The organism is Paenibacillus harenae (assembly GCF_030812415.1).
GTDB classification, from domain to species: Bacteria; Bacillota; Bacilli; order Paenibacillales; family Paenibacillaceae; genus Pristimantibacillus; species Pristimantibacillus harenae_A.
The window spans coordinates 56,133-74,125 of sequence record NZ_JAUSST010000002.1 but is presented as its reverse complement, the minus strand read 5'-3'; the positions used below and the strand labels follow the sequence as shown (position 1 = coordinate 74,125).

Genomic DNA, 17,993 nt, shown 5'->3' with positions numbered 1-17,993 from the left:
ATTTCCCCTCTTTATTTCAAATTTAATTTTCACCAGTACTTTTGTCCCGGTCTCATTCGAAAATCAATAAACTGTCTTTTATTTTCAATCAGCATGTAAATATTATTTTGGTACAAATACTTCAAAGGATAGCCGGGTTCCTTCCCATAGGAATGTCCGGGATAAACGCAAGTTTCAGGCGGAACGACTAACTTGATCCTCTGGAGGCTGTCAAACATGTCTTCTGGACTTCCGCCCGTTGTTGTACATATGCCGCAGCCTTCAATAAATAGCGTATCTCCGGAAAATAGACAGCCATCCAGCAGGAAACACATGCTTCCAATGGTATGGCCAGGTGTTGAAAAGCAAGAAATACCGGTGTTTCCAACAATAAGCGTTTCTAAATCCTCCACCATGTTTAAATGAGGACTTTGGAATTGGTAATACTCTTTTTCAGTGGCAGAAATATAGACTTGGCAGCCATACATCATGACGAGTGGAGACGCTAAGTTTACATGGTCGTAATGAGAATGGGTTAATAAAATGGATACGAGTTCCCCCCTTTCTGTTTGCAACAGTCGGGTAATTAAGTCCAAGTTCCAAGCCGGATCTATAACGGCCGACTTACGGGACTCTTTATCGATAATGACATAACAAAAATTGGTGCCCTCTTGATGCGTCATCTCCAACTGGTATACATTGTAAGTTGAACGCGACTGCACCATTTGAACTGGTTTTCTCATTTTCCCTCCGGGGTCTCTGTTTTCATATGCATCAAGTCTCAAAATCAGTCCAAATACGCTCTGCACTCAAAAAAAAAAAGACGTCCATTTAGAACATCTACATATTGGATCATATTAACTTTACTGGAATTTCCCTCGAATTCATAATGACTAAAGTACGATTACATCATATTTTAATAGATTAGATCTAATTCCCTATATTATCCAATAAAAATAGGTATATTTCCCCCCGTTCATGTGTATTTATACACACTACTAAGTTAATTTTTTGTAAAACAGTAAATACTAACGTGCCTTAACATCGATTAGTAATTGAACTATTTTTTTTAAATTATATAACATTCGCGGACTATCAGCAACCATCTTTTGGCGTATATTGGATACAAATAGGCAAAATATATCATCGCGGCTGCAATACAACCCGCCTTATGTGCTATTCCCATTGAAAGCCGTGTCCGAAAATGTCGACTTATGTAGATAAATTGCCTCCATCTCCGTGAATATGTCTCCATATCAAAAAAGCAGCCCCCTAGGTACAAGGACAGCCTCGATAAATATGACTACTTAACATGTTATTTTATACCCTAGGAAATCCAAGCCGGTTTTATTGATCAGCCAAATTAGAGATGACTTTTCTCGCTACCTGAAGAGTGGATTGAGGATTTTGGCCCGTAATCAGGTTCCCGTCCACTTCAACGTGAGCCGTCCAGTCGGGTGCTGCGATAAAAACAGAACCCGCTTCACGCAGCTTTTTCTCCAGAAAGAAAGGCATATAGGTAGCCATATTGGCCGCATGCTCTTCGGAATCGGTAAATGCCGTTATGCGCTTTCCTTCTACTAAGTACCTGCCGTTCGACAATTTCGCGTTCACCAAGCCTGCCGGTCCGTGGCATACGGCGGCAACGATTTTATTGGCCTCATAAATCGAACGAAGCAACGTCTGAAGCTTCGCGTTATCCGGCAAGTCGAACATCGTTCCATGGCCGCCCGGCAAGAAAATCGCATCGTAATCCGCCGCATTTACTTCATTTAATAGCACCGTATTTTTCAAATGTATCAGTGTGTCCCGAATCTCTTGATGCAGGTCATCGCTTAAACTGCTTGGATCGATCGGGGTTTGGCCGCCCAAGGGACTGGCTACCGTAATATTGTATCCAGCTTTCGTAAACTCGATGTAGGGCTCTGCGAATTCCGACAGCCATAGCCCTGTTTGCTTCTCTTCATGAATTTGGCTGGCAGATGTTACGACGATCAATATATTTTTCATGTATCCTCGCTCCTCTAATCAGGTGTAGTAGTTGTTACAAGGTCATTATACTTGCTTGGGTATAATAAAACTAATTATATAAATTGCGTTATATTATAAATATTTTTATAATATAAAGAATGATATATCCACAACCGGTATGTTTAAGAAAATTACACTAATCGCGAGAGATAGGTGAACTAATGGTCGATTTTGAATGGTATCGGAGCTTTATTGCCATATACAGGCATCATTCCGTCTCCGAAGCGGCAAAAACGAGAATGATGACGCAGCCGGCGATGAGTCAGCATTTGGCTGCCTTGGAGGCTGAAGTAGGAGAACCCTTATTTGCGCGCGTCTCCAGAAGGCTCGTCGTCACTGAACGAGGCAAGGAGCTCTACTCCCGGCTCGCTCCTTTAATGGAGTCTTTGGAAGAGACGACGGCCGGCCTCAAATCCGCATCGCTGCCGAATTCGAAAGTGATCCGGATCGGATTGCCGCTTGAATTTTTCCACGAGCTCATCCTTCCCAAGCTCATGCATACCGCTCTATCCATCGTGACCTATTTTGGGACAGCGGACCAATTGATCGAACTGTTGAAGGAAGATCAAGCTGATTTGATCGTTACCTCCAAAAAATACGTAGTGCCTGGAATCGAGTATGAACCGTTCTTCGAAGAAGCTTTCGCCATCATCGCTCCCGAGCAGCACGTTGTTCCGGAGCTGGACAGTCTTAAAGAAAAGGAAGAATGGTTGTCATCGCAGAAATGGATTTCTTACGGTCTGGAGCTTCCCATTATTAGACGGCTCTGGAGAGAGCATTTTAAAAGACGCCCTCTCATCAAGCCGGTGAATGTCATTCCCAATTTGCATGCCATTATGAGAGCCGTCGAGATGGGTACAGGAATTAGCATCATTCCCACTTACATGCTTAAACACTCGAAGGCAAGCATTCAAATTGTCTTTGATAACCTGATTGTCCATAACCAACTGTATATCGCCTACAAAAGCAAGCACAAACATGTACCGGAGCTGTTAGAGATGATCACCGTCATTCGATATTAACGATATTCAAAGCAAAGACCTATCATTTGACTGGTTGTAAACGTTAAAGATGAAATTAGAATATGGTTAAAGGAGGCGAAGCATAGTGGAGCTTGAGTATCATCCTCATCTTGTACCCAACATCTTTCTGTTTGTTGACCGCAGATGTTATCCAGGCTGGAGGATTGATAAGGCAACAATTGGATTTCATGATCTCACGTTTGTCGTTGATGGCAGGGCCAACTATTACATTAACGGAGAGAAATTCACCGTCGAGGCAGGCGATCTTGTATACGTCCCGGGAGGCAGCGTCCGGGAAGCCCATACGTTCGGGGATTGTCCTATGAGAGCGTATCCATTCAATTTTTTCTGGGCTGAACCGCATAATCATGTCCATCTTCCGTTCGGAGTCGTAACGAAGAAAGCGATCACCAAAGAGATACTCGGCTACATTCGCGAATTCAACCAGGTTTGGATGAGCAAGCAGCCGTTCTACATGATTCAGGCGCGAGCATTGTTCGAACTTATTCTCCACCGTCTGCTCAGCAACTTTAATCGGCAATCGACGATCGGAATCGATCCGCGGATCCGAAAACTAACCGCTTTCATTGCAGATCATTATTCGGAAGATATCACGATTAACGATTTGGCGGAAAAGTTAAACCTACATCCCGTTTATATAGGTAAATTATTTAAAGAAAACACCGGTTCGAGCTACAAGAAATATTTGCACCGCGTTCGCATCAACAACGCCGAAGCATTGCTGTCGCTTGGCGACTTCACAGTGACGGAAGCCGCCGAACGTTGCGGATTTCACGATATATCCTATTTCAGCAAAGTGTTCAAGGAAATGAAAGGATATCCTCCGTCAGTTGCTAAGAAGCTTTAATAAAACAGTCCCCCCTAATAGGAGTATATTAGAGGGGACTGCCGATCAAATAGAAAGCAGTTGTTACTTTATCCAGATTTCGTCGATTGATGCCTGGAACGGCTCTTTATATTTCTCGACAACGGTCGATACCGAAATGCCTTCCAGTAATTCTCCGATAAATTCGTAATAAGGCATGTTAGGATACCCGTCTTTGCCATCGACAACTCTTATGCTTTCACCGGCCATCTTTGCATTATTAAGATCGGCCTCGTTGCTGAATAACGTCTCAAACCTAGATTGCTTCGGATAGTCGTAGATCGATTCGATATCGTTGATCTTCTCGTAGATGTATACCAACTGCTCAGGATTTTCGACTGCGCTAGGAATCGTCAAGTAGTTCGGAATCGAATTAAAGGAATGATATTGCGTAGAGCTTGGCCCTTTAGGGAATGGCAGGAAACCGATGTCAATATCCGGCATATCCTTTTTGAAATTTTCCATTTCATAATCGGCGCTTGCTACCATTAACGTGTTCCCTTGACGGAAAAATTGACCTGGCTCGGTCCAGTCACCGCCTTCAGTAGGTCTCGCGACGGCCTCGGTAGCAAGTCTTGACAAGAAATTAAATACTTCCGACGTTTTCGGATCCTCGAGATTTTGCTTATCGTCGATGACCAGATTCGTTTCATTCGAAACCAAGGCTTGGTTAAGAATCGAAGCGGTAGCGAGTCCCCACGAATCGAGCTTGCCGTCGTTATTCGTATCTTTGTTCGCTTCTTTCGCAACCTGAATGAAAGTGTCCCAATTCCAGTTTTCTTCGTCCACATATTCCTGCAATGGCTTCAAGCCCAATTGATTCATCAACGTGCGGTTATAGAAAACGCCTTGCGAAGCGCCGTTAATGCCTGCCCTGAATCCGTAGCCTCTGCCTTCGAACAGAGAGTACTCGTTCGTGTATTGCTGAATAAACACTTTCTCGTTTTTCGTGTATTCATCGACAGGCGTGAACATGCCCTGTTTGACGAGTCCCGGAATCATCCATGGTCTAGCTACTCGGATAATATCGCCGATCGGCGCTCCCGCTAACAGCGAAGCCGTTACCTTCTCCTGATACTCTCCGTAATCGACAACAACGTATTCGATTTTGAAATTATGCTTCTTCATTAAGGCGTCAAGATTTTCTTTCATTTTGATGCTGTCCGGATTGTCTTCCTTAATCGACTCATCATACCAAGATGCCCATTTGATCGTCCGCCCGCCCATATCGAAATCCATTTCCGGGGTACCGCTTATTTCTTCTTCTCCGGTCGATTCGTTCTTTCCGTTTTCCGTTGAATTCGACGGTGCATTCGTGCTTTCGGCATTATTGCCGGACTCATTCGGATTTTTCCCATCGCCTGAACCGCCGCTGCATGCCGCCATAAACACTAAAATCAGACTACAGAACAGCAGCATCGTTTTGCGCTTCCACATATAATTCCCCCCTTTGTTAGTGGCTACACCAAAAAATGCAGCGCTTTCAAAAATATGATATAACAACGCTTGATATCGAACTATAGAGGAATTAAATACTATTTGTAATTTTTAAAGATATATTCCGTTCTCGTGACGTTCGATCATTTAGAGAACAGCTTCCGATTTAATTTGGGAATGAAAATGGCTAAAAACGCCGACCGCCCTATACTAAATACAATGAAAGCCAACCATAAGCCGTGATTATGAAAGTTAGGCACCAAGGTGAAATGAGCAATCAGATAAACCATCAATGCTAAAATCATCGAGTTTCGAATGGACGAAGCTTCGGTTGCCCCGGTAAATACGCCATAGAGAATAACGCCGAAGCTTGCCGAAAGCGGAAACAGAACAATCCACATTCCGTAGGTTTCAGCCAATTGGACGACATGCGGGATACCCGTAAATAATTGAATGATATGTTCACTGAACAGATAATAAGTGCCGGCGATAAAAATGGAAGAAAGGACAGCCCATTGGCACGATACCAGAAGAGTCTTCTTATAGAGCCGCTCATCCCCCGATCCTACCGCTTTGCCAACCAGTAGACTTGAAGCATTGGCAAATCCATCAAAGAAGTAAGCCATCATGTAATGAATTTGAATGAGAACGGCATTTGCGGCTAAGATTTCCGTGCCAAAAGAAGCCCCCTGCGCCGTAAAGAGATTAAATACGGCTAATAAACAAAGGGTTCTGATAAATAGATCCCGGTTTACGGACATCATTTTTCCAAATGAAGCGGAGTCAACGATCTCTCTTAAAGGAGGCAGCCTAAATTCAAAAGGAGAAACCTTCCATATAAAGATCATTCCTATGACAAAGGCCGTTACTTCCGATATAAGTGTTGCCGTCGCTACACCGGGTACCCCCCAATCAAACACGCTCACGAACAACAAGGCAAGAACGATATTCATCAGGTTCATAACTATTTGTATGATCAAAGACACTTTTATTTTGGACATTCCCATTAACCATCCAAGGATCACGTAATTCAACAAAGTAAACGGGGCTCCCCATATGCGAATGCCGAAATAATCGGACGCGACCTTACGAACTTCGGCTTCCGGACTCATCAAAGTTAAAAACAAATGCTCAATAGGCCCCTGAAGGAGAATGAAGCTTATTCCTACAGCAGCAGCAATGATAATCGGCCTTGTAAGAGCTAAAATCCCTTGTTTTTCATTATTAGCACCAAGCGCCTGGGCGGTAAAACCCGAAGTACTGACTCGTAAAAACCCAAATAACCAATATATCGTATTAAAAATAATGTTCCCCACGGCTACTCCGCCAATATAAGCAGGGTTAGGCAGATGACCGACAACCGCCGTATCTACGGCACCTAGCAAGGGGGTCGTTAAGGTCGAGATGATGAGAGGAATAGCTAGCGCAAGATACGTTCTGTGATTCAAAGATACCTCTCCCTACGATGATTAATAATCAAACATGGCTACAAGCTCCCGAGTATACGGATGACGCTCCTTAGAAAATAACCCATCCTTCTCGAACCTGTCCACGATAACCCCATCGCGCATAACCATAATTGTTTCGCTCATTGTATATACGGCTGAGAGGTCGTGTGAAATGAATAGATAGGAAGAGCCTAACTGCACCCGCAAATCATCCAGTAAACGCAGAACGGCAGCCTGAGATAGAACGTCAAGACTCGAAGTCGGTTCATCCAAAATAATAACATCAGGTTCAATGCTAATAGCGCGAGCAATCGTTACCCTCTGCTTCTGCCCGCCGCTCAGTTCATGAGGATAACGTTCGGCTAGACTGGCCGGAAGCTCTACGGCGTCCAACAGTTGTGCAACAAAGTCTTTGTTATTCGTATACTGAAAATATTTCATCGCAGCCTGGCTGCCGAATTGCAGATAGGGATCCATCAGGGAATCTTTTATCTTAAGCTTCGGATTCAACGCTGCGGATGGATTTTGGAGAACGGTTTGGATATGCTTTCGATAGGGTTTTAAACTTCGTTCGTTTTTATTATGCAGAGGTATCCCCTCGAACAAAATAGTTCCCTCGTCAATGGGCTCAATACGCAGCAGGCAGCGCGCAAGCGTGCTTTTGCCGCAGCCGCTTTCGCCTACAAGGCCTACACACTGCCCCTTCTCTATTGCAAAACTTACATCCTGGAGCACAGCCGCTCCATTATCGTATTTCTTATAAACATGATTCACTTCCAATAAACTCATCGTAACGCTCCTTCAGCCGATAAACGCATCGTTCGGAGTGAGGGGGATGATTGGATCAGCAGCTCTGTATAAGCATGTTTCGGATGATTCAGGATCTGATCTTTGTTACCCGTTTCAATAATGACTCCGTCTTTCATTACGGCAATGCGATCCGCGTATTTCCTTACGTGACGCAAATCATGAGTAATAAACAAAATCGCACAGCCTGTTTCCCCTTGCAGCCGGGACAATAGTTCCAAAACCTTAAAAGAAGTGACGCTGTCGAGCGCCGTAGTCGGCTCGTCCGCTATCAATAAATCCGGCTTAAGGAGCAGAGCAATCGCAATGGATACCCGCTGCAGCTGACCGCCGCTTAACTGAACCGGGTATCTCGTATACATTTCTTCAGATAGACCCACGGAAACAAGCGCTTGCTTGGCTTGCTGTTTTCTTGCTGTTTTGGATAAATCCAAATGCCGCTGTTGATATTCCTCAAAATGACGCCCGATGGTAAGAAACGGCGTAAACGAACCTTGGTAATCTTGAAAAATACAAGAAAGACGTTTACCGCGAATTTCACGCATTTCCGAAGGGCGAAGAGCTAATAAATCGCTGCCTGCATAATTTATTTCGCCTGTCGCTTGAAGGTTCGGGGGTAATAATTGTCCGATTGCCGATGCGGTCATGCTCTTTCCGCTGCCGCTTTGCCCAACAAGCGCAAACCATTCCCCCGCTTGAATTTGGAACGAAATATCATTAACGATCGTATGTTGTTTACCCGTCACGGACAGATGGTTAACGGTTAAAACGTTCAATTTCCAACCTCCTTTTTCACGTCGAATTTATCTCGAAAGTAGTCACCGAGCAAGTTGGACATCAGAACGATAAACACAATCGCGAGTCCCGGATAAATCATGAGCTGCGGATGGGATTGAAAATGCGGACGAGCGTCATTGAGCATTGCACCCCACTCGGGTGCCGGCGGCTGAGCGCCGAGTCCAATATAGGAAAGAGCGGATATGAGCAGAATGATCTTCCCCAAATCGAGGCTGGCAAGCACAAGCACGTTTCCAATCACATGCGGAAATATATGTTTGATCATAATCCTGCTTGAACGGAGACCATTAATTTTAGCAATCATGACATAGTCTTTTTGCCGTTCGGTTAATACCGTACTTCGAACAAGCCGGGAATAACTAACCCATTTCACCAGGACGATGGCCAGAAGCAGATTCTCAATGCCGGCACCTAGCAAGCCACTCAACACGATCGCCACCAGGGTATCCGGAAATGACAAAAAAACGTCTGCTATACGCATGAAAATCCGATCCGCAAAACCGCCTTTGAAGCCGGCCAACAAACCGAACGGCACGCCAATGATAACGGCAATGAACAGTGCCGCTAAACCATAACCAACGGTCAGCTGCGAGCCCAGCAGCAAACGCGTTAATACGTCTCGCCCCAGATGATCTGTTCCAAGCGGGTGTTCCGGGCTTATTGGCAACAATCGTTCGGTAAGCTTGACGAATGACGGGTCATGATTCAGCACAAGGAATGTGTATACGATCCCAGCAAATAACAAAGCCGCCATAGAAAACAATAGGGCCATTTTCCAGCGCTTTGAACTATTCTTGCGTTTTCTTGCAACCGCTACCTCCATGAGCTGTCCTTCCTTTCCTTAATCCGCAGTTCCGGGTTTAAATATCGATAACATAAATCAACAGCGCTGTTCACGAAAAATACGATAATCGCCATGACAAAAATGTATCCTTGAATGACTGCGTAATCCCGCGATCGTATCGAGTCAACCACCATTTTACCGATACCGGGATAGGCGAATATGACTTCAATGACGACGACTCCGCCGATCAAGCTGCCCAAGCTGATACCGAACACGGTAATGACAGGCGGCAGACTATAACGAAACGCATGGGCAAAAAAAATACGCATTTCCGATAAACCCCGGGACCGTGCAGCCCGTATAAATTCATTGCTGAGAGAGTCGAGCAGGCTTGAACGCAATAAGCGAACATAAACGCTTGTAATGGCAAGTCCTAATGTAATGGATGGAAGGACGGCAGAAATAATGCCGTCCCGACCCATCGGGGGGAGAATGCCCCACCGTACCGCAAATAAATCAATGAAAATAAGGGCCAGCCAAAAACTCGGGATGGCGGCGCCAAGCAACGATACTCCCCGGCTTATCTGGTCAATCCAGCTTCCCCGATACAGAGCTGCGAGCGAGCCAAGGGGAATAGCCACGCTAAGCATGACAATAAGCGCACCGAAAGACAGCTCGAGCGTTGCCGGCAGTCCGCTTAGAATCATTTCCATCACAGGCTGATTCGTTATATAGGAGTTGCCAAAATCCAATCTAGCAAAGTCAGCCAACCAGCGACCGTACTGCACGAGCAAAGGATCATTAAATCCTAATTGTTCCCGAAGGGCTTCCACTTGTTCATTTGTAACCGATACATCTTCGACTCTAAGCATGGACAGAACCGGATCGCCCGGAGCGAGACGCGCAAACAGAAAGCTTATAAACGTAATGACCAGAAGAAAGATCGCAACCTCGATGAATCGCCGGCCTAGAATCCGAAGCATTTACTTCACATCCAATTCATTCGTTAACATGTAATATTCGCTTCGGGATGTCACCCAGTTCAGAACTTTATCGGACTTATATGCAACGAGCGTGTTCGGATGCAGAATAAAAGAATTATATACTTGTTCATCTACATACAGAGCAATTTGTTCAGCGATTGCCGAACGCTTTTCTTGCCCAACGGTTGCGTTTAACTTATCGATAAGCGCTGTTAAATGAGCATCATCCGCCCCGCTGAAATTCAAAGCGCCGTTTGGATGATACGTTGCATTCAAATAGTAACCCGCATCCCCGCGGGGCGCAGTTAAATTGCTGTACGTGGTCAGGTCCCAGTCCCGATTGGCTGCCATGTACTCTTCAGGAAGTTCGATCTGCTGGATTTGAACATCTATTCCCAACTGGCCTGCATCCGACTGAAACACTTGTGCAATCAAGGGCAAGTCTGCACGCGCACTGTAAGTTAGAAGTTTAAATGTTAACGGTTCGCCGTTTTTTTGCATAATTCCATCCACTTCCGAATACCCGGCTTCTTGAAGATAGGCTCTCGCAGCTTCCATTCCCGTCTTTTTCTCAGGATAGTCCGGCGCGAACGAAAAGGTGGACGGGAAAGGTCCCGCCGCAACTTCGGCATGGCCTCTTAAAATGGTATCCGCAATGGATTGCCGATCGATTAATGCATCAACGGCTTTGCGCACATGGATGTCTTGCAGCGATTTCCGTTCCAGATTCATCGTCATCTGATGCACTCGGAACGTAGACGTGGACTCCACTTTCACACCTGGCAAAGTTTCTAAGTTAGCGAGCGTTTCTACTTCGGGACGGAAGACAATATCGGCGGTTCCCGATTGGAGGGCAAGAGAACGGGCATTGGCGTCTTCGTTAAACGAGAATCTCGCTGCTTCCAATCTTGCGGCTCCATTCCAGTAACCGTCGTATCGCACAAGATCCACAGCCGTCCCCGGGGTAAAAGAAGATACCGCAAACGGTCCCGTTCCTACCGGTTTATTGTCAAAGTCCGCTTCCGTTACGTCAATAATCGAAGTGTTGGGATGAACCAATTCAGATGGGAATTCGGGAAACGGTACGGCCGTTCTAATCTTCAACGTATTGGCATCGGCTTCTATCGATTCAATGCGCAAGGCATTCTTTATCGCAAGGCTGTCTTTCATTGCCCGCTCGAGAGAGGCTTTGACAGCTGCTCCGTCCATAGGTTTGCCGTTCTGAAAGGTTACGCCTTTTCTTAGCTCGATTGTCCATAATTGGCCATCTTGACTTTCCCAGCTTTCTGCAAGCCAAGGCTCGATAGTCAAGTCCGTATCATTGAGATGCACCAAAGTTTCCGTTATTCCTGCACGAAGCGAGACATAACTTGTATTCACATTAGGATCAAGCGAGCTGGTCGCAAAATTAAAGAGCAGGTTTACCTTTTTACTTCCTTCAGCTTGTTGTTCAGCAGGCTCGGAAGAACAGGCCGACAAAATAAAAACGGATAAAATAAAAACGAATAACAACTTGTATCCCTTAAACATCTTTTTACCTCCACTTATTCGTATGTACTTCGTAGACATTACGATTAAGATTAGCACATCTGTTCGAGATCGTAAATAGTTATAATTACGATTACGGCGATTTCACGAACCGCTTGGAGGCGTACAGTCGCGTTCGATTTCCTTGGAGCTGCGAAGTCATCTTCCGCAGCTACATTCTTTAAATAAATGATATGCCGAAGTCCTTCTCTGCCTTGCAGTTGTGCATGCAAGCAGCTTTAGGTACGAGCGGTTCCATCTATTATGAATCATTAATAAATTATACTAATCTTGCCAATAATAGCGAACAGGAGGTGTTAATTTGACAAATAACTCTACGTCTTCAGGTGTAAGCGGCAACCAGGGAGCGACTCAAACCACTCCTGGGACGATTGCTGATGGGACTATCGGCGAAGGTGCTAAGTCCAAGACGCCCATATCGATAAAGCTCGAAGATAACCGACTTCGTTTGGAAGAGGTTTTCCGCAATTGTGCCGATGTAACGTATCTACCCTGGAAGTTCGGTCCGAATATGTCGGGACAAGCGTTATCGATTTATTTCGACACGATCATTCAGAGAAAGAAAATCAATTATATGAAATCGGTTCTTCAAGATCTGGTCATGCATGAAGTCGGACCGGGGACGGAAGTGACAACGGAGAGCGTCATTCAGCATTTCGAAGACAAGGGTGTTTCAGCCGAGTCGGCGAGGCTAGTGTATGATTTTGAAACGGCTGTGAATAAGGTTTTAGATGGATTTGTGGTCATATTCTACGACGGTTGGGATAAGGTGCTTATATTCGAAGCAACCGGCGTGGAAACGAGACAGATCACCGAGCCTATAAATGAAATCGTTGTTCAAGGTCCAAGAGAGAGCACGGTAGAGAATATTAAAAAAAACATCGGTCTGCTTCGTCACCGATTAAAAAGCACGAATTTCAAACTGGAAATAACGAACGGCGGCGGCGAGACTCGAACGGAGATTGTATATGGTTATCTGGAAGGCAGTGTTGATCAGGAGCTGCTGGCAGAGTTTAAACGACGCATTGTCAAGGTTCAAGATATGGAAGTTTTGGAGACATCTTATGTCGAGGAGTTAATCCAAGACTCGATGTATTCCCCGTTCCCCCAATTCCGTTTCACTGAGCGTCCGGACGTTGCGGTTGCCGCACTGCTTGATGGAAAAATTTTGGTTATGGTACAGGGGACCGGATCAATCTTGATTTGTCCGGGGCTGTTTGTGGAGCTTCTGCATTCGAGCGAAGATTATTATCAGCGAACGGTATATTCGACGTTGGTCCGGTGGCTGCGCATCGTCGCCTTTTTCCTGGCTTTGACGCTCCCTAGCATCTACATAGCCTTGACAACCTTTCATTCCGAATTGGTCCCTACGGTTTTATTGCTTACTATTTTGGATTCGCGTGAAGGTATTCCGTTTCCGGCATTTGTCGAAGCGCTTATCATGGATTTTTTCTTCGAACTGCTTCGGGAAGCCGGGATTCGACTCCCCCGTCCCGTAGGCTCAGCCGTAAGCATTGTCGGCGCTCTCGTCATCGGAGAAGCGGCCATCAATGCGGGACTAACTTCGCCGATTATGGTCATTATCGTATCGTTGACGGGAATCGCTTCTTTCTCCATCCCTAATTACAACATGGCGATCGCCCTGCGCATCCTTAGGTTTCCGTTAATGGCGCTATCAGCCGCAATGGGAGGGTTCGGATTGGTATTCGGACTTTTGGCGATATTATGGCATATGACGACATTACGTTCGTTAGGCCAGCCGTATTTAGGACCGATTCAGCCGCTCCGGCCGCGCCAGCTGTTGGATGTCTTCGTTCGCGCACCACTCATATTCACGGACCGCTCTCCGCGCCGGAAACAAAGTTCCAGACCGACGCCACAAAATTCCGAATGAAGAAAGAATGATAACTTGATGAAATGTCTTCAACTGATTCTCGTTCTTCTGCTTATTTCTATAACGCAAACCGGATGCTGGAACAGAGTTGAATTGACTGAAAAAGGGTTTATCATGGGAGTCGCGATTGATCAAATCAAGCCGGGTACAATCAAGTTTAGCGTCCAGCTGTACAAGCCGGGACAAAAGGCCGGCGGTCAAGGTGGCAAACAAGAAACAACCTTTTTCAATATTGAAACCAAGAGCGAATCGATATTCGATGCCGTCCGCGATATTACGCTTCAACTCGGGCGAAAGGCCCAATTTAGCCATATGCGTGTCATCATTATCAATGAAAAAACAGCCAAACGGGAAGACCTTATCTCTCTTCTTGAATTTTTTTACCGGGATCATGAGTCGCGCTTAAATACGAAGGTATTGATCTCCGAAGGAGATGCAAGTGAGTTTCTGAAGATTAAGCCACTTATCGAACAAACGGTCACTCAACAGCTAAACCGGATGCAGGAAATTGGAAACGTGGGAACAGGCAAAGTGCCCGACGTTAACCTGCTCGAGTTATCTCAAGCCCTCAAAAGCCAGGTTCCCAATATTGCCCTCCCGGTAGCATCCATAAAGAAGGACGTAGTGATGCTAGCCGGCATGGCGATGGTTTATAAAGGGAAAATGATCGGAACTTTAAGGGGTAAACAAACCGAAAACGTCCTTATACTCTCAGACCAATTTAAATCAGGGGTCTTGCAAATCCCCTGCGGGTACGTACGCAAAGATAAGAAAAACTTAACTGAATCGGTCGAGATTCTTAAGGTTAATACGAAATTAAAACCGATTCTGAAAACGGATCCACTTAAAGTGAAAGTAGGCGTTAATATTTCGGGAAATATTGGCGAGTTAAAATGCACGAAGTTCGAAAAACGCGAGGACCAAGTGGAATTCCAGAAAAAAGCGCAGAAACTGGTGGAAGAACGGCTTATGGATACAATTCGGTTCACACAAAAGAAAAGGATCGATTTAATCGGACTAGGCAATCAAATTCACCGAAACAACCCAAAATTGTGGAAAATATGGAAAAAGAATTGGGATAAACGCTACTCCACAGCTAAGTTTGAAGTTAAGGTCGACTTCGACATTCGCAATACGTTGAGCATTGTAGGAAAACCGTTATCCGACAAGTAGTGCATCCGAAATAAAGTTTCTGTTCATGCTGGGGTATTTCGTAGAAAATTCACAGCAACCATTGAGGAGGGACAACATGCAGGAAAAAATAATTGTTCTGCTGATTGTGTACATCCTTGCGCTTTCAACCGATATTCTTAAATTGCGGAATTCCCCGGTGCGCGGAAGGATCATCTATTGGGGGATCATGGTCATTACGTTGTATTTTAGCACCGATTATCTCCTTAAAGCCGAATTGCCTGATTTACATATGTTTGCCGATCTTCTTTTCACCAAACCGGCGAGGATGATCGTCGAATTTCTGAGAGTCCAACCAACATGAAGGATCAGGAAACAATTAGCATCACGCAAATGGCGACGTTGTATTTTGCTTATATAACCGGTTCGGCCTTGATTGTCATCCCCGGGCCGCTTGTTACAATGTCATTGAACGCGGCATGGTTGTCGATTTTGATTTCGCTCGGCATCGGCATCGTGTTGCTGAATATCATGTTTTATTTGCATCGCCTGAATCCCGGGTTAACCTTTATCGGATACAGCAGAAAGACGATCGGACGTTGGCCCACCGTGATCCTTGCTTGTTTCATGTTGACCATGGCGCTGCATATGGCATCCGGAATTATTATTGACGTTGCCGGTTTTATAACCAGTATGATGCTGCCGGAAACGCCGGATTACGTGTTCATCGGGATGCTTTACCTTCTTGCTGCATTATTTCTGCGCGGAGGTATAGAATCGATGGCTCGCTTGTTTAGCATTCTAGTCGTAGTCGTCATAATATTTTGGGCTTTAGTATTGATCCTGTTGATTCCTCAATATCATCCGGAGTTTTTACGTCCGGTTTTTCCTGAAGGCATCAAGCCAATGCTGCTCGGATCCTATTTGACGTTCGGATTTCCTTATGGAGAAGTGGTTCTGTTCGCTATGGTGCTGCCTTTCGCACGGGCTAAACAATCAAAACCTCTCAAAAAGGCCATGGTCTGGGCGATGGTGATCAACGGCGCTGTTTTAATCATTTCAACCCTTTGTACGATTATGGAACTCGGTCCGATGGCTTCGGAAAAAAGGTTCTCCGTTTTTGTGCTCGCACAAATGGTCGAAGTCGGCGACATTATCGAAAGGATCGAAGCCGTTGTGGGCATGGCCATGCTCGCGGGTTCTCTTATGAAGGCGACGATAACGCTGTATATTGTTCAATTGATCTTAACGGAACTGTTCGGGTTGCGCAACGATCGTTTACTGACGAATCCGCTTTGTGTAACTGCTCTATTATTGTCGCTAACGTTACCGGCAACACTGCACGAATGGGAGGAGATGGTTCTTGTGGTACATCCGCTCTGGGTTGCAGCGGTTTATGTGCTTCCCCTTCTTATCGTCGCTGCGGTCGCCTTCTTAAAAGATCTTCTGGCAGATCCAAGGGAAGAACCTGTAGGAGATGGCTCTGAAGGAGGAGCATGAAATGGAGCGATCGTGTAATGTGGTTACATATATTGAAAAAGAAAGACGCGCCTAGGGAATTTTTGATAAAAAAAAATAAAAGCCGGATGCATCGCCTCCGGCTTGTTTACTTATGAACGGCTTCGAGAACCGGCATGCCCATCAGGCCCGGCTTGTAATGTACTCGGTATTTACGCTGCAGGCGCTGACCGAATCGATAATGTATAGGGCTGCCTTAAAAGTACGGACATGTCGGATATAGCGCCTATCCAAGCTGCTCTGTAATCGGATTCGGCGTCTTTGCTTTCTTGCCAAAGGAAATGTAATACAAGAGCGCGCTGGCTACGACAACTAAGCTTAACAGGAGTATGAGATTTCCGTACATGTAAGCTTTTGAATCCGAAATAAAAGGATGCAACGGAAAAGCGAACAGCTCCTGCTCCATCGCTTTGGCGACCAATGCCGTCACAACAGCCCCTGATATCGTCGATATCATATTAAAAAGGCCCATACCGACACCGATTTGATGATTGGGGAGGATCTGCGTTACGCTCTCCGCCAATGCCGTCTGCACGAAAGAAAACCCGATATACATCATCATAAGGGCAGCTCCGATGTACCATACCCAAAGCCCGATGGACGAGGATTGCAGCAGCAGGCTTACCGAAATGAGAGCTAGCCCCATGTATACGACGAAATGGCTCCCCCTCTTGACCGTCATATTGCCGGCGACCCTTCCGAATATGACCGCGCTTATGGCTCCCGGAAACATAATGAGCCCGATGTTCTTTGTGTCCAATCCGTAAGTGTTGCTTAACATGAGTGGAATGACGAACATCATGGACATAACGGTACCGAATATGAAGAAGCCGATGATGAGAGCGCTCCGGTACAGCCCGTTGCTGAACAGGGACGGGTCAACGAAGGGCTCTTTAGCTCTCCGTATCTGAATGATGAACAGGACAAGCGCGACACAGGTTGCGAGCAAATAAAGCCAGTTAGCTTCTGTCGTGAACAAAATTAGAGTCGACACGGCAATACCGAGGAGCGCGGCTCCGATCAAATCCAGTCTACCCGCTCCGCGCTGCTCGGACGGTAAAAATTTTCGAAAGAAAGGAATGGCCGCAAGAACTGGAAGCGGTATGAGAAACAGATACGCCCAATGAAAAGATGCCGCAATGTAACCGCCGAGCACCGGACCGATCCCAACCGCGAACGAAGCTGTCGAAGTGATTATGCCAAACAACTTACCGCGTTCTTCAGCTGTGAAAAACCGGGCTACCATAACAAAAACCAATGCCGGAATGGCCGCTCCGCCTGCTCCTTGAATTCCCCTCGATACAATAACGGCCGGATACCAAGACTGGCCGACAAAGCCCAATATAGAACCGAAGCTATAGAGGACAATTCCGATCGTAATCAGTTTCTTGACGCTGTACATATCGGAAAGCTTCCCAAAAATGACCATACCCATACCAAAAACGATAAAGAAGATCGTGACTACCCAGCTGACGCCGGATGCATCCAGGTCGAACTGCTTAGCTATGCTGGGGGTTGATACGTTAAATACGGATTCATTCAAGACGGCAAAAAAAATGACAAAATAGATCCACGGAACGCTTTTCCTGATGTCGGCAAAATCCTGCACAGGTTTGTCCGCGCTTTGTGCAATATGCATGATTTACGCTTCCCCTTCCTTTTCGCGCGAATGGCCAGCTCTCACATCGCGATAACAGTAACCATTCTAGCACGTAACGCCTGCATTG

At 45.7% G+C, this 17,993-nt stretch carries 16 protein-coding genes; 6 read left to right on the top strand and 10 right to left on the bottom strand.

The features are described from left to right. Window positions 1-29: 29 nt before the first annotated feature. The gene (locus tag J2T14_RS05640) at window positions 30-722 is read right to left on the bottom strand and encodes an MBL fold metallo-hydrolase (protein ID WP_307468747.1); all 693 of its coding nucleotides are present in this window, start codon (window positions 720-722) and stop codon (window positions 30-32) included. Window positions 723-1,326: 604 nt separating this feature from the next. Further along, window positions 1,327-1,989 (bottom strand): type 1 glutamine amidotransferase domain-containing protein, encoded by a 663-nt coding sequence (locus tag J2T14_RS05635; RefSeq protein WP_307468745.1) that lies wholly within the window; start codon window positions 1,987-1,989, stop codon window positions 1,327-1,329. A 182-nt stretch (window positions 1,990-2,171) separates the two neighbouring features. Here J2T14_RS05635 and J2T14_RS05630 point away from each other — a divergent pair, with 182 nt between their 5' ends. Together J2T14_RS05630 and J2T14_RS05625 are read left to right on the top strand one after the other, a co-directional pair. Continuing rightward, window positions 2,172-3,032 (top strand): LysR family transcriptional regulator, encoded by an 861-nt coding sequence (locus J2T14_RS05630; RefSeq protein WP_307468743.1) that lies wholly within the window; start codon window positions 2,172-2,174, stop codon window positions 3,030-3,032. 85 nt (window positions 3,033-3,117) lie between these two features. Continuing rightward, window positions 3,118-3,900 carry a helix-turn-helix transcriptional regulator gene (locus tag J2T14_RS05625; protein ID WP_307468740.1) on the top strand — a complete coding sequence of 261 codons (783 nt, stop codon included), beginning with the start codon at window positions 3,118-3,120 and terminating at the stop codon, window positions 3,898-3,900. Window positions 3,901-3,963: 63 nt separating this feature from the next. Here the strand turns inward: J2T14_RS05625 and J2T14_RS05620 are convergent, their stop codons facing one another. The 7 genes from J2T14_RS05620 to nikA all read right to left on the bottom strand — a co-directional run bounded on the left by J2T14_RS05620 (window position 3,964) and on the right by nikA (window position 11,705). Next, on the bottom strand, window positions 3,964-5,355 hold the full coding sequence (locus J2T14_RS05620; RefSeq protein WP_307468736.1) for an ABC transporter substrate-binding protein: 1,392 nt from the start codon (window positions 5,353-5,355) through the stop codon (window positions 3,964-3,966). A gap of 143 nt (window positions 5,356-5,498) precedes the next feature. Further along, a complete protein-coding gene (locus tag J2T14_RS05615) occupies window positions 5,499-6,803 on the bottom strand; it encodes an MATE family efflux transporter (protein WP_307468733.1) in 1,305 nt (434 codons plus the stop codon). Between the two features lie 21 nt (window positions 6,804-6,824). Further along, window positions 6,825-7,592 carry an ABC transporter ATP-binding protein gene (locus tag J2T14_RS05610; protein ID WP_307468730.1) on the bottom strand — a complete coding sequence of 256 codons (768 nt, stop codon included), beginning with the start codon at window positions 7,590-7,592 and terminating at the stop codon, window positions 6,825-6,827. Further along, complete coding sequence (locus J2T14_RS05605) at window positions 7,589-8,386, bottom strand: ABC transporter ATP-binding protein (protein ID WP_307468728.1); 798 nt, start codon at window positions 8,384-8,386, stop codon at window positions 7,589-7,591. The genes J2T14_RS05610 and J2T14_RS05605 overlap by 4 nt, the downstream gene beginning before the upstream one ends. Beyond that, entirely contained in the window at window positions 8,383-9,180 is a 798-nt protein-coding gene (gene nikC / locus J2T14_RS05600; protein ID WP_373458123.1) for a nickel transporter permease, read from the bottom strand. Before nikC ends, J2T14_RS05605 begins: the two co-directional genes overlap by 4 nt. Before the next feature lie 41 nt (window positions 9,181-9,221). Next, a complete protein-coding gene (gene nikB, locus J2T14_RS05595) occupies window positions 9,222-10,175 on the bottom strand; it encodes a nickel ABC transporter permease (RefSeq protein ID WP_307468725.1) in 954 nt (317 codons plus the stop codon). Then, a complete protein-coding gene (nikA, locus tag J2T14_RS05590) occupies window positions 10,176-11,705 on the bottom strand; it encodes a nickel ABC transporter substrate-binding protein (RefSeq protein ID WP_307468724.1) in 1,530 nt (509 codons plus the stop codon). Window positions 11,706-12,108: 403 nt separating this feature from the next. Here nikA and J2T14_RS05585 point away from each other — a divergent pair, with 403 nt between their 5' ends. The 4 genes from J2T14_RS05585 (at window position 12,109) to J2T14_RS05570 (ending at window position 16,248) form a co-directional block, all read left to right on the top strand. Next, window positions 12,109-13,617 (top strand): spore germination protein, encoded by a 1,509-nt coding sequence (locus J2T14_RS05585; protein ID WP_373458122.1) that lies wholly within the window; start codon window positions 12,109-12,111, stop codon window positions 13,615-13,617. Between the two features lie 18 nt (window positions 13,618-13,635). Beyond that, window positions 13,636-14,790, top strand: a complete 1,155-nt coding sequence (locus J2T14_RS05580) for a Ger(x)C family spore germination protein (protein WP_307468719.1) — start codon at window positions 13,636-13,638, stop codon at window positions 14,788-14,790. A 76-nt stretch (window positions 14,791-14,866) separates the two neighbouring features. After that, window positions 14,867-15,112 carry a hypothetical protein gene (locus J2T14_RS05575; RefSeq protein ID WP_307468717.1) on the top strand — a complete coding sequence of 82 codons (246 nt, stop codon included), beginning with the start codon at window positions 14,867-14,869 and terminating at the stop codon, window positions 15,110-15,112. Next, window positions 15,109-16,248, top strand: coding sequence for a GerAB/ArcD/ProY family transporter (locus J2T14_RS05570; protein WP_307468714.1), 1,140 nt, complete (start codon window positions 15,109-15,111; stop codon window positions 16,246-16,248). The genes J2T14_RS05575 and J2T14_RS05570 overlap by 4 nt, the downstream gene beginning before the upstream one ends. Before the next feature lie 244 nt (window positions 16,249-16,492). On the opposite strand, the gene J2T14_RS05565 is transcribed toward J2T14_RS05570, so the two are convergent. Further along, entirely contained in the window at window positions 16,493-17,905 is a 1,413-nt protein-coding gene (locus J2T14_RS05565; protein WP_307468712.1) for an MFS transporter, read from the bottom strand. Window positions 17,906-17,993: the final 88 nt, after the last annotated feature.